General features: G+C 51.4%; 9 protein-coding genes. All 9 read right to left on the bottom strand.

Annotated elements, in window-relative coordinates:
• Window positions 1-21: 21 nt before the first annotated feature.
• Window positions 22-921: a carbohydrate ABC transporter permease gene (locus J2T14_RS11820; RefSeq protein WP_307202855.1), complete on the bottom strand. Its 900-nt coding sequence runs from the start codon at window positions 919-921 to the stop codon at window positions 22-24.
• Complete coding sequence (locus tag J2T14_RS11815; RefSeq protein ID WP_307470992.1) at window positions 918-3,497, bottom strand: DUF5696 domain-containing protein; 2,580 nt, start codon at window positions 3,495-3,497, stop codon at window positions 918-920. The genes J2T14_RS11820 and J2T14_RS11815 overlap by 4 nt, the downstream gene beginning before the upstream one ends.
• A gap of 20 nt (window positions 3,498-3,517) precedes the next feature.
• Window positions 3,518-4,141 carry a YIP1 family protein gene (locus J2T14_RS11810; RefSeq protein ID WP_307202860.1) on the bottom strand — a complete coding sequence of 208 codons (624 nt, stop codon included), beginning with the start codon at window positions 4,139-4,141 and terminating at the stop codon, window positions 3,518-3,520.
• A complete protein-coding gene (locus J2T14_RS11805; protein WP_307470990.1) occupies window positions 4,119-5,567 on the bottom strand; it encodes a gluconolactonase in 1,449 nt (482 codons plus the stop codon). The genes J2T14_RS11810 and J2T14_RS11805 overlap by 23 nt, the downstream gene beginning before the upstream one ends.
• 20 nt (window positions 5,568-5,587) lie before the next feature.
• Complete coding sequence (locus J2T14_RS11800) at window positions 5,588-6,451, bottom strand: carbohydrate ABC transporter permease (protein WP_307470988.1); 864 nt, start codon at window positions 6,449-6,451, stop codon at window positions 5,588-5,590.
• 5 nt (window positions 6,452-6,456) lie between these two features.
• The gene (locus J2T14_RS11795) at window positions 6,457-7,392 is read right to left on the bottom strand and encodes a carbohydrate ABC transporter permease (protein WP_307471940.1); all 936 of its coding nucleotides are present in this window, start codon (window positions 7,390-7,392) and stop codon (window positions 6,457-6,459) included.
• Between the two features lie 42 nt (window positions 7,393-7,434).
• Complete coding sequence (locus tag J2T14_RS11790; RefSeq protein ID WP_307470986.1) at window positions 7,435-10,362, bottom strand: extracellular solute-binding protein; 2,928 nt, start codon at window positions 10,360-10,362, stop codon at window positions 7,435-7,437.
• Between the two features lie 115 nt (window positions 10,363-10,477).
• On the bottom strand, window positions 10,478-11,875 hold the full coding sequence (locus tag J2T14_RS11785; RefSeq protein WP_307470984.1) for an ABC transporter substrate-binding protein: 1,398 nt from the start codon (window positions 11,873-11,875) through the stop codon (window positions 10,478-10,480).
• Window positions 11,876-12,206: 331 nt separating this feature from the next.
• Complete coding sequence (locus tag J2T14_RS11780; protein WP_307470982.1) at window positions 12,207-13,235, bottom strand: LacI family DNA-binding transcriptional regulator; 1,029 nt, start codon at window positions 13,233-13,235, stop codon at window positions 12,207-12,209.
• Between the last annotated feature and the right edge of the window lie 11 nt (window positions 13,236-13,246).

Below are 13,246 nucleotides of genomic sequence, written 5' to 3'. Positions count from 1 at the left end.
TCGTAAGCATTCGCTAAACAGTTAATCTTGGTAAAAGACTTTGCGCGATACAATCGACGTCGTAATCCACAGCACAAGCGCGATGACGGCAAAATACATCCAGGCCATCGCGGCACTGAGGCCGAAATTGAAGCTTTTGAAAGCCGTATCCACGACTAAACGGCTCGTTTCATCGCTGATAAAGCTGTCGATGATCGTATAGACCAGATTGGTTAATATTAATGGGCTGATCATAGGAAACGTGATTTTCCAGAACGCCTCGTAGCCGGTCGAGCCTTCGATCTTGGCGGCCTCGTACAAGGAGGGAGAAATCGACTGGAGCCCGGCCAGGAATATTAATATTTGCACGCCGGATTGACTGACGATCTCATAGATTCGGCTGACGGCGCCGGTCAGGTATTCGACAAACCTGATATCGATTCCGGATTGGACGAGCATGACCGTGAGCTGCAGATTATCGATAACCGATAAATCGCCGCCTGTCGTGTCGTTCGCGCTTTTCACGACGGACTGCATCAAATCCCCGTTCTCGATGCTGGCGATAATACCCGATGCCAGAATAACCGGGAGGAAGAAGATGGCCCGCGCCAACACCCGTCCTCTAAACTTCTGATTAAGAAGAACGGCAAAAAACAAGCTGAAAATAATGATAAGCGGTGTATTAACGCCAATATTGATGACGGATTCCGTCAAGATCCGGACATACGATTCATGCGACAGCAGAGCCTCGCGGTAGTTGGCAAAGCCGATAAAATCCAGGCTGAAGCCCTCATCCGTAACCTGCAGATTGCTTAAGCTGTACCGGAGCGAGGACAGCAGCGGAATCATGAACAGGAACAAGAAGCCTACAAACCAAGGGAGGATAAAGTATAATCCGTAATATCTGTTTTTCTGTTCCAGCGATAGCTTCTTAAGCTTCATTGTCCCGTTTCACCTCCAACTAGGTAATCCTTCGCGCCCACTGTAATTCCGTCCACGTTCGATTCCGTATCGTTATAATTGACGATAATGGTTTTGCCTTGCTCGAACGTCGTTTGATAGACGCCCTTTGCCAGCATCCGATGATCGACAATCGTTTGGGACTGCACATCATGGAGAACATCGTTCAGTTCGCGATACCTTTGCGCCGCGTCGTCTATCCATAGCCGGTAATCGGCGGAATACAAGTCGGCGAATTCCGTCATCTTAATCGCCGACGAATCGGCATTAAACCACGTATAGTTCAAAGCGGAGCCCGTTTCGAGCGCCTTCAGGAAGTTATGCGTCGAATCCTGTTCGTCCGCCATGTTCCAGGCCTTTCCGGCATAATGAACGTAACCGTGAAACACCAACTGGAAGAATGGAACGGTTTCGTCGGTAATGATAAATTCGCTGCTTGTCATCGGCGCATCCACGATATGCCGCGCATAGGCAGCCGCATAGGCGTTTCCGCCTTCCACCAATATTTCCATGGCGGAGCCGCTTATCCGCTTCAACTGTTCATTGACGATGCCCTTCGCTTCTTCGCGATCGATGACGTTGGAACGGTTATAATCGGAATTCAACTTGTTCCCCATATCGCGCAGCGACAATCCGGCGAGCCCAAGCTTCTCGTAATCGTCTATGAATCCGTCTACCATATTCGGCAGCACCTTCGGACTGATCGCATAGCCGGGATCCAGATAGTCGTTCTCGCCGAAGTCGGCCGCGTAATACGGATATACTTTCGCCAGCTTGCCCGTAATAAACCGGGAAGCCTGTTTGGACTTTTTGAAATCGTCCGCGTTCCGGGTTGCTTCAAGGAAGGTTGCGTCGGGGAACAGCGAAATGCGGTTCTCGTCGGTATAAGCCTTCAGCCCCTTCAATCCTTTGCTGCCGCCAAGCTTCTTGTCGACCGTAATGGATTTCGGGAGGTCATGGTTGATGCCGCCGTTGAACCAACCTGTATAACGCAGCTTGATATTGCCGATTCCCATGTCCAGCATTTCGCCCAATACGGATTCGGCCTCATTGAAGGTCGTTAGCGGCTCATAGGAGTTATAAGGAATGCCCAGGAAAAACTTCTTTTTCGGTATGCCGCCGATAAACTCGGCATAGAACGGTACGCCCTCTTCGTCTGTCAGCCTGGTCAGACCCGCTTGCTTGATTAAGTAATCGCGGTAATGCGCGGCCATGCCGGAGTAGCTGGCGTCTTCGGCGCCGAGAAATCCGTAGCGAACGGTAATGTCGCCCCCGAAAGGCTCTGCTTGAAACTTCTTCACCGTACTGGAGCGCCACCCGTTCGTCAGCGTAACCTCCGCCAAATGGCGGAGCGTAAAGCTCGGGGATACCGTATTGTAAACGTTCAGCCTGCCGCTAACGTCAGCCTCGACCGCGGCGACCGCATCGCCTTCTTCAATAATGCCTACGAATGCCCGGTCCTCGTATTTCATCCCGAATACAGGCAATCGCGCAGCTTCATCATTTTGAATTTTGATTGGCTGGTAAATAGCCGCATCGGTCCCGTATAAATCCACTCGGTATGGGGCTGCATACGTTTTTTCATTATTGAAGTGGATGAGCGAACCCGAGCCGTCCGGTACGAGCGTGTAGCCTTCATCCCTAACACCGCTCGCGCCAAAGAACGGCAGCAGCGATAGTCTCTCAATCTTCATCGAATCGGGATACTCGGCCCCCTCTGCGTCCACCGTCACCTTCAGCCCATCTCCGTCAAGCCGATATTGGAGAGGGAGCTTCACAGAAAGTTCGCCTGCAGCCGCCTCGCCGGAAGCAGCATTATCGATCGCTATCTGTTCCTCGTCGTATCCGATCTTGGCGAAAACATCCGTTACCTTCTTGAGACCAACACCCTTCAAGGAGGAGTCCCTTCTTTCGTAACGCTTCTCTTCCGCGTTATGCTTGAACCGCTTCTCGACTTCCCGTTTGTCTCCGTCATCCTCGATTTTATCCAGGATGAGCGATTGAAATCTTTCCTCGCTAATATACTTAGGAATTGCGTCGATATCGCTTTTCACTTCCCCTAGCGTGTAAAAGATGTTCAAGCCGCCCTTTACCTTCTCGATGACAAATTGGCCGTTCTGAACGCTGTGCGTATAATTGTCATACTTCAACGAATTGCCCGCATTGTCCAAATAAGAGATCTCGACCTGTACGTTCAGCTTCTCTTTGTTATAGCCGGTCGCTACGGAATCGTCCGCGCGATCTTGCGGATTGGAATACCAGATCGCCCCGCTGCGCTTATCCTGAACCGCGATCTCCGTCGTTGCGCTGTTGACGTACAAGATCAAAAATTCATTTTCGGCCGCCTGCTCCATACCTTCGGCTATACTCGCCGTCTTGCTCGGATCTGCGCTCGCAGCCTCGGGCTTGTCGCCAGGCGCGGACTCGGATACGGCAGTTGCCTCTGCCTCTGAATCGGACACCTCTTCGGATGCAGGTTCTGCGAAATTGGTGCCTTGGGATATAAGCAAGCAGCCGATAATGACTGCCGACATGATGCTCGCAAGCCTCCGTTTCACCGCTTGGCCCCCCTTTCTCCTTATGCTCGCAATGAAAGTTCCTGATAGATCGTGTAAACAAAACCGACAATTTGTTGAATGAGACTGAAGAACAGCAGTCCCAAGAAGATGATGACGCCCATGACCACGATGGTTAACAGCATGGTCACGATCGTCTTCATCACCGTATACTGATGAACCGTCATCGTTCCGATAAACATCAACCAAACAAACCATAGCGCAGCCACGGATTCCAATAAATAATAGAATGAAGCCTCGCGCAGCGTAATGACATTGCTGAGCAATAAATTGGGCAGATAGAGCAAAATCAAAGGGAGCATCGCATAACCCGTGGCGATGACGATTTCTTTGAATTTCCCTTCCCCGTCCATTAGCGTCGTTAACGACCAGTTCGCGACGCACCAGAGCAGAAACGGGAACACAATGTATTTCAACTCGTTAATGCTGTTAAGATCAAGCGGATAATTAAAGTTGACGACATAACCGGAATACTGGCGTTTCAATATCATCATGACCGTCACGCCGAGCAGGATGGCAAGCGCGACCCTAAGCTTCCCTTTGTTCTCGTACTTCAGATCCCAGAACCCGTCAAAGGGGTGAAAAGCGACATGCAGCGTGTATTTAATGTCCTTGAGAAACTGCATTTTGTTTCATGCCCCCTCTTCTTGACCTCAGGCCTCGGCGCATGGCCACTACGACCGCTATGAAAGCGATTAGAATCGTCATGTAGGTTCCGAAGTTCTCGCGCATATATTCCCTGCGGTACTTCGTTAACGCTTTGGAATAATATTCTCTGTCGCTGCCTAACTTCAGATAAGTCATCGCTTGCTTATATTCGCCTTTACGCAGCATCGACTTGCCGATACCGACATAGGCCATTTCGTAATTCGCATCAAGTCTAAGCACCTGTTCCCATATTTTTGCCGCATCATCGTGTTTTCCTATGCTGTATAAACCGTTCGCTTCGTTGACCAAGCTTCCGAATTTGGTCGCAGTAAACTCGGTAATCATGCCCAGATCGCGATCCAGAGCAAAGATCCGATTCCCAAAGCTTTCAATCGCAATCGGGTTTTTGAATGTGCCTCGTTGATTGCCGACTTGGCCGACTACGTATAATAGATTTCCGTCTTCGTTATACGTGAAGATTCGTCCCCGAGTCGAATCAAGCGTCCGATACACCCCGTTGCCGCTGACATCGATGTCGATGAAAGCCGATGGATTTCGAGTCAAGTCGCCGATCGGCCCCCAATCCCCGTTCATGCGCAGCACGTCGATGCCGGACGGATTCAGCCTTTTCACGGGAATCGAGGTTTGTTTGTCGGCCGTCGTCGTAAAGATAAATCCGTCTGCATCCACGTCCACATTATTGAATTCAATAGGGACGAACCGGATCATCTTTTCCCGCTGTTCTTTGGTCGATACCGTCTTCCAGAATAAATCCACCGGATCGAATTGCACGGGGTTCGTGCCTATAAAACCGGTAAAGTCCCCTTCGCTGTCGAATTCGATAATGCCGTCGAAGACGCCTCTCGCGACAACATAGATACGGCCGGCTTTATCGACGATGACCTTGCGCGGGATGTATTCAAACTTGTCGCTAAGCACCTCGGACTTCGGAGCTCCGATTTCTCTGATGAGCGCTCCGCTGCCGTCGAGTACTACGACACGCCTGTTCTCGGTATCTGCCACGTAAATATGACCCGCCCCGGTAACGAAGATGCCCTCCGGTTTGTTGAAGGTATCCTGCTTGCCGTTGTTGTCGAAGCCTTGATATTGGCGAATCGCCTTCCACTCGCTGTTAAGCACCACAATTCGCCCGTTGCCGGAATCCAAAATATACAGATTGCCGTCAGGAGCCGCGAACATATCGGTCGGCGTCGTCAAAGGTCCAATGCCCATTTCCTGTCCCGTTATCGTCCTGGAAGGAAGATAAGCAATCGGCGATTTAACGGCGTCTCCCCAGTACGAATAGACATATCCCTCATACGGCGATGCGTGAGCCGACTTCGGACTTAGGAAAGCAACTATCATCACAGCCGCCAGGATCAGAATCGATCGCTTTATTATCAAACCTATACGCCTCCATCGCTTTAGTCCTTCATGCCGGACGTTGCCATCGTTTGAATTACATTGCTCTGAGACAATACAAACGTTACGATCGGCACCGTCATCATAATAACCGCAACCGCGGCTCCCACCCCTGCGCGGGCGATACCGCCCTGAATGATCTGTCCCATGGCGTAATGCATCGTCTTGAGCTGCTCGCTGTAGATAAAGCTGCCTCCATCCGTTCCCCACAGCATTTGCATCATGAGGATAAGCAGCGTCAACCAAGCAGGCTTAACGAGCGGCATGACGACCTGCCAAAAAATACGGTATTCGCTGGCGCCGTCAATCTTCGCGGCTTCCAGCAGCGCGTCCGGTATTTGCTCCATGAATTGCTTCATTAAATACAGGCCGAGCGGGTAAGCGAATGCCGGAATGATGATGGCCTGATACGAATCGATCCATCCGAGGACGGACATGATCATATAGTTCGGAATGGCCGTCACATGCGGCGAGAACATGAGCGAAAGAACAATGACCGTGAACAATATTTTGTGGCCCCGGAATTTGTGTTTGGCCAGCGGGTATGCCGCCGCCGAAGCGAGCAGAATATGGCCCGCGGTGCCTGCCGCCGTAATAAAGAACGTATTGAAAATATATCTGGAGAACGGAACCCATGAGCTCTTCATGACTTGAAACAAATCCGTAAAGTTATCGAGCGTCGCATTCCTAACGAACAGCGTAGGCGGGAATACGAACAGCTCATCCAGCGGCTTGAGCGCATTGTTGATGACGTAAATCAACGGAACCGCCATAAAGGCGCCGAATACGGCAAGCAGCAGGAACAGCATGACATCCACCTGCCAGGAGCGGTTCACTTTTTTCTTGAGACTTATAGCCAGCTTCATCTCGCCTATTCCCCCACCCTCTTCAGCAACTTTTGAACGGCCAGATTCGAGCCAAGCATCAGAACGAACAGAACGGTTGCAATGGCTGACGCATAACCCATCTCGAACCGAATCGTGCCGTAATCCACCAAGTGGGTAACGACCGTATGAGCACCGTATTGCACGCTCGGAAAGCCCGCCAATGCCATTGCGACGTCCGCAACCGCAAGGGAGGATGTGATCTGGATGACGGCGCCGAACATGAGCTGAGGCCTCATCGAAGGAAGAGTAATAAACCAAAGCTCCTGCCATCGGTTTCTTACGCCGTCCACCGCTCCCGCCTCGTACAGCGTACGGTCAACCGTCTGCAAGCCGGCAATGAAAGCCAGGAAGCTGGTGCCCAGACTAAGCCACAATTGGACGACGATAATGATCGTGAGCATGTATTTCGGATTCTGCAGCCAAAGGATCGGCTCGTAGATAATCCCGATCTTCATCAGCAATCCGTTCATGATGCCGTACGAATCGCCGGAAAAAATAATTTGCCATATAAAGAAAACGTTGCCCGATATCGACGGAGCGAAGAAGACGAGCGTCATGATTGCTCTCACCTTTGAATTAAGCTCATTAATGAGCCAGGCAAAGACGAAGCAGGCAATATAGCTGACCGGTCCGGTAATTACGGCGAAGATCATCGTATTTTTGAGCCCGATCAGGAACACGTCATCGTTCCACAGCAGCTTGGAATAGTTCTCCCAGCCGACCCAGCGCGGAGCCTCCAGCATATTGAAATTCGTAAAGCTGAAGAAAATCGATATGGCGACCGGAAGCACGGTGAACATCAGAAACAACACAACATATGGAGCCAGCAGGACGTACAAATGCTTATCCCGCTTCACGTCCTTCGCGAACAGTTCCCATTTCCCTTGCAAGCCGGCAGAGCTTCCCTTCGACTGCATCATCGTCTCGGTTGCGATTTTTGTTTTTTGCAAAAAGAGTCCCTCCTAGTCCTTCCCGTCCAACTTGAACTCGGCTCGTTTCTCCGCGATCTCATAGTCGATTTCCTGCACATAGTCGTACAATGCATCGGCCGTGTTCGTGCCGTTATTGATGACTTCGCGCAGCGCGTTGTCGAGATGCCTTCCCGTGAAATAACCGCCAGGCACCTCCGGCACGCCTTGCACCCATTGCCATTGTTCTTCGAGATTGCGATAATCCCGCGCCGGCCATGGCAGCTCCTTGAGCGCTTCCATATTGGCCGTCGGATAACGCGCCGCGGCGCCCATCAGCCCTTCCATCTCTCTGCCGAACCTTACCTGCGAGTCCTTGCTTACCCACCATTTCATGAACTCCCATGCCGCATCCTTGTCCGTGGCCTGCTTCAGCATAATGGCGGCTGTTCCTCCGCTGGCGACGTCCCGGCGAATCGTGCCGTCCGCCTGCTTCATGCCTGGAACCGGTATGAATTCCCATAAGCCTTTGATTTCCGGAGCGGATACGGTCAAGTAGTTGTAGAATGTATAGTCTTGAATGCCGACCGGCATTTCGCCCGTTCGGAACCGCATTGGAAAGTCGAAGATAAGCGGAAGTTTGTAGCTCGTATAGAAGTCGGTCCACTTCTTGAATGCGCTGAGTCCAACATCCGTGGCCAGACCGCTCCTCGCCCCATCGTTCAAGTAGAAGGCTCCGTCCATTTGGTACAGCAGCATGGCGAACGCACGGTTCGCCTCCAGCACGGGAACGCCCGTCGATTGGGCAATCGGAAGCGCGAAATCCATATGATTTTTTTGCAGCACCGGGATCATCGCATACACATCGTCCCACGTCTGCGGCGGCTCTATGTTCAGCTCCTCCAATATATCCTTCCGGTAGAAGAGCATATTGAAAATTTGCTGTTCAGGCAGAGCGAATACTTGGCCTTCGGACTTGTACGGAACGACCGCACTGTCTCTGAACTGCTTCACGACCGTCTCATAGTCCGGGAATTTCGACAAATCCTCCGCTGCATTACGCATGCCGAAGTTCATCGGCACGTCATTTCCGACCTGCATCGCTACATCGGGACCTTCTCCGGCGAGCGAAGCGCGAAGCAGCACATCCTGATTGACCAGCTTCAGATTGACGCCGATGCCTGTAAGCGGAGTGAACGTATCGTCGATCATCGCTTTCAGCACTTGCGCCTGATCGCGTCCCGTCCCGATCCATACGGTTATGGACTTCCCGTCTTCCGTTGTGTTGCCGATTGTATTGTAATTCTCGAAGAACGAATGGAAGAAGGACGATACCTCGTGAACCATCTTTTTGCCGAAGGAAGAATTCGCCTTAGGCAGCTTCGCATCAGGCGAAGCAAGGAGCAGGTAATCAATCTCGAGCGGCTGCTCTCTGACCTGCAGGATCCAAGCGCCGACGCTGCCGACATTGATTTTGAATTGACCTAACCGCTTCTGAACCGTTTCCGGCTTCTTGGCCAAATCGGCCAGCTGATAAGCCGTTTTGTTCAAGACGGCGGTTTTGTCGCTTTTCTCGCCCGTCAAGCGCACCAGCTCTTCCGATACGGCGTACAGGATGTCGCTCTGCTCCTTGAATACGTGGGCCATGTCGGGAATTTGTTTATCTAATTGATAATCCCGATACGGATCTGGCACGTTACCGGTAATCATCAAGATTTTTCGATACATAGCGTTAATATCGAGCACGCTTGCTTCTACTTGACGAATGAGCGGCGCGATTGACCCGAGGCTGACCTCAAGCTTCAGCTCGTGCTTTCCTTTTGTCAGATAGAAGAGGTAAGGTTCTTCCTCGTTGCCGAGTACGTTCATCTGCCAATCCGAGTCGTAATAAAACGGAATTTGCGCCATTTCCTTAAACGGAATTTCCCCGTCGATCCAGAGCGAGCGCGTGGAATAAATGCCTCGCAGCAATTCTTGTCTGTTCTTTAAGGCAATCCGGTATAAACCGTCCTCCGGCGCCTCGACTTCCCATGCAATCCACTGGCCAGGTACCCGCCAGTTATTGCCGCCGACCGTATTCATTCTGATCTTCGATACATCGTAGGGCTCCGTTGATGGACTTGAGCGGTCGTTAATCGGGTACAGCGTCGGCGAAGATTTGTAAGATGCGTTCTCGCCCTGAACCTTGATCAACTGTCCGCTAGTCTCCTTATAACCCATAGACTCGTAACCGGCCTTCACTTCTTCGTAAGCGGAAGGCGAATCGTAGCGAAACAATTTAATGTAGTCGATGGCCATCGGCTCTCGCGAGGATACCAGCGTCAACTTGTGCTTGCCTGCCGTGAAATAAAAGACATACGGTTCTTCGTAATAGCCTTCCGTATCCCTGAACAGCGACTGCTGCCACTTTGGCGATTCGACTTGGCGCGGCCTCAGCTCGTTGCCCCTGTTATCTTGCGCGATTTGATCGCTCTCGTTTTTCCATACGCGATGGAAAGTCAGGTTTCTGGCGCTTGCGAACGGCAGCTCGCCGTCGATCAGCAGCTCTCTTTCAATATTGGAGCTTTTGCCTTCGATCGGAAAATAGTTCATAGCGATATGGTATAAGCCGGATGTCGGCACTTCGAGCTCCCACTCGATCGAGCCGCTCTCTCCCGTCTTGACGAAGTCGCCTGTTATTCCGCCCAGCTCGCCTACGATTTCGGGGGTCATTTCGCGAGCGTCCGAAAAGTCCGCTCCTCGAATCACGATCTCCTCATCAGGCCGCTCTTCATCCTTGTATTGCTGCAAATAATGGTCGTAGCTGTTCACTGATGCGTTCGTCAAGGAGTTCCGGCCGCTCTTTGCATCGGCATCCGTACTTGTCGCGGCCCCCGTACCGGCCGCATCGGACTGAGATATAGGGGGAAAAACCAATATCGAGAGCAGCATAGCGATGATAATCAGCCAAGCGACGGTCATTCTGGAAAAGGCGAATTTCACCTCATTCCCTCCTTTTCGCAAACTAGCGGAATCTTGTTTTTGTGAGCAACCGCCCGGCCTTCCATGAGTCGGAAGACCGGGCAGTCTGTTTGTTGACCTATAAGTATTGCCTTGTCTACTCTTTCTTCTCTTCCACTTCGCCGCTCAGTACTTTGTCGGCAGCCGCTTGCGCTGCCGCGATTACTTGAGCAACGCCCGTGGATGGCGTAACCTCGCCTTTGATGAACTTGCCTGTCACGGAGTCGAGCTGTTCTTTAACGCCGAGACCGCCGAAGCGTCCGCCGAATACGCGCTGTACCTTGCCGGCCTCATTCATCGCGTTGGCGATGGACGTATCGTCCGGCAGCACGTTTTCAAGCCATAGCTTGCGGTTTGCTTCCCAGTTGTCGAAGTCTTGCAATTCTTCCCAGATCTTCACGATAGCTTCTGCGTCCTTAACGCCTTTTGGAATGACATAAGCTGCCGTTTGTCCCAGCGGATCCGAATAGTTTGTCGCGTTAGGCGCTTTAGGGAAGTATACGTAGCCCCACTCGTCCTTCATCTTGTCAGTCAGACGTCCCTCGATTTCCCACAATCCGCCCGGATACATCGCAATGTTGCCTTCAGCGAAATATTTGGCTGGATCTTCCCAGTCGTTGCCTTCGTTCTCTTTCACGACTTTGTGCGTGTTGTACAGCTCGTATTCGAAGTTAAGCGCTTCCATTGCTGCGGGAGAATCAAACGTTACTTTTTTAGTAGCTTCCTCGTAGATCAATCCGCCGTTGCTCGCGATCAGTTGCTCCGAGAAAATGTAGTGCGCGCCGGCAAGACCGTATTGGTCCACTTTGCCGTCGCCGTTGTTGTCGACGGTCAGCTTCTTCGCTGCATCAAGCATCGTGTTCCAATTCCAGTTGTCCGCGTCCATCAATTGTTGCGGATCTTGCAAACCCGCTTCTTTGAAAATCCGTTTATTGTAATACATCCCGGAGTCGTTCGCGTTATACCAGCCTTCGAGGCCGTATACTTGCTCGCCGCCGAATTTCATCGCTTCGATAACGTCCGGAGCTATGCGCGAATTGTTAAGATAATCATTCAATGGCGTCAGGAATCCGCCGTTCGTAAGTCCCCAGATGAATCCGTCCGGCAAGCGGACGATTTCCGCGAAAGGATCGCCTGCGAGCACAGAGGAGGACAGCTTCTCCGAAGTCGACCAGTATTCCGTATTCAGGTACTTGATTTTGACGTTGTATTTCTCTTCGACCTTTTTGATTCTTTCGCGAGCCAATTCGTCCGCTTCGGAATCGCCTACAGGCGTTGCGTCCCACCAATGGGAAATGCGAATTTCTCTGCCTCCAAGGTCGGGAGCAGGCGCTTCAGGCACCTCGGTCGGAGCAACCGTTGCCGCAGGAGCGTCAGTTGCAGGCGCCTCCGTAGCCGGTGTATTCCCTCCGTTATTACCGCTGCATCCGGACAGAATCATCAACGCGGCGGTTGCAGTCATCAACATCGGTTTCATCTTTTTCATCTGTTTCATTGTTTAGCGCACTCCCCTTCATGAATGATTGAATAAATCAAAGCAATACAGACAGCCTGGGTTCAATATACTCGGCGCTACCTCCCCAAAAAATAAAATGAAATCCAGTCTCTGAAACTTTATGCAAGGGCTTTCATGAAACCCATTTCAGTATAGCTCGATTCCAATCCATGGTCAATAATAAAGTTTTTATTTCCCAGCAATGCGTTTCCAATGTTAATCTTAACAACTTGACTCAGGAAACACCGTACGCAAAAAGGAGCAGCAATCAGATAAATCCGATTGCTGCTCCCGAAGGAAGCTCTTCGCTTGTTTGATTGCCGCTGAGGCATTATTTTCTCGGACTTCCCGCGCTTTGACGAACGATAAGCTGCGGCTCGAGCGTGGTAAGCTTTTTGACTTTCTCTTTGTTCATCATCGCTTTAAGAACGTTCACGGCTGTCTTCCCAAGCTCGTTGGCCTGCTGGGAAACGGTAGTGAGCTCGGGGATAAAATGATGCGCCAGCGGAATATCGTCAAAGCCGACCACGGACATATCGTCCGGTATCGTCAGTCCGGCCTCCGTCGCCGCCTTGATCGCTCCGATTGCCGTGTAATCGTTGACGCAGAACACGGCCGTCGGTTTCTTCTTCATCGCAAGCAAATTATGCATTTGACGCTTGCCCGAATCGATGGAGAAGCTGTCCGGCAGCATCCATTCCTCTCGGACTTTCAGCCCCCCCTCCTTCATCGCCTTGCGGAATGCCCGGAGCTTGATGGAAGTCGTCGTCATATGGACTTCCCCTCCGATAAATCCGATTCCCGTATGCCCGAGCTCGATTAAGTGCTGGACCGCCAGAGCGGTGCCCGCCGACTCGTCCGCGGCAACCCTGATCAAGTCGGTGCCTCGCAAGCCTCCGTTGACAAGTACGGTCGGAATGACGCTGGCAAACTGTACGAGCTCCTGCGCCAAATGCTCCTCGCAGTGCTTCAAATTAATTCTGCCGCCCATAAAAATAATTCCGTCTACGCGTTTTTCCCGCATAATGCTGAGATATTCCGATTCCTTCGCATAATCGCCGATCGTATTGCTAAGCAGGAAGGTATGTCCCGACTGCATGGCCTCATGCTCGACTCCAGCGAGTACTTCCGGGAAAAAGGGATTGGTCAGATCGGGTACAATGACGCCAATAATGCCGGTTTCGTTTTTAAGAAGGCCTCTGGCCATCGCATTAGGCTGAAAGTTATATTTTTGAATAAGCTCTTCAATCTTAGCACGGGTTGATCCCTTTACCGGAGCAGTATCGTTTATTACCCGGGATACAGTCGAAATCGATACTTCTGCCTCCTTGGCAATGTCATATATGGTGACCTGTCTCAAACCTAACGCTT

The sequence above is a fragment of the Paenibacillus harenae genome (genome assembly GCF_030812415.1).
Classification (GTDB): Bacteria; Bacillota; Bacilli; order Paenibacillales; family Paenibacillaceae; genus Pristimantibacillus; species Pristimantibacillus harenae_A.
The sequence above is the reverse complement of the archived record's forward strand: the minus strand, read 5'-3'. Positions and strand labels throughout refer to the sequence as shown.

Excerpts from the sequence above, each read along its gene's own strand:
- J2T14_RS11820 (WP_307202855.1), bottom strand. The coding sequence starts at position 921 with ATGAAGCTTAAGAAGCTATCGCTGGAACAGAAAAACAGATATTACGGA.
- J2T14_RS11810 (WP_307202860.1), bottom strand. The coding sequence starts at position 4,141 with ATGCAGTTTCTCAAGGACATTAAATACACGCTGCATGTCGCTTTTCAC.
- J2T14_RS11800 (WP_307470988.1), bottom strand. The coding sequence starts at position 6,451 with ATGAAGCTGGCTATAAGTCTCAAGAAAAAAGTGAACCGCTCCTGGCAG.
- J2T14_RS11795 (WP_307471940.1), bottom strand. The coding sequence starts at position 7,392 with ATGATGCAGTCGAAGGGAAGCTCTGCCGGCTTGCAAGGGAAATGGGAA.
- J2T14_RS11785 (WP_307470984.1), bottom strand. The coding sequence starts at position 11,875 with ATGAAACAGATGAAAAAGATGAAACCGATGTTGATGACTGCAACCGCC.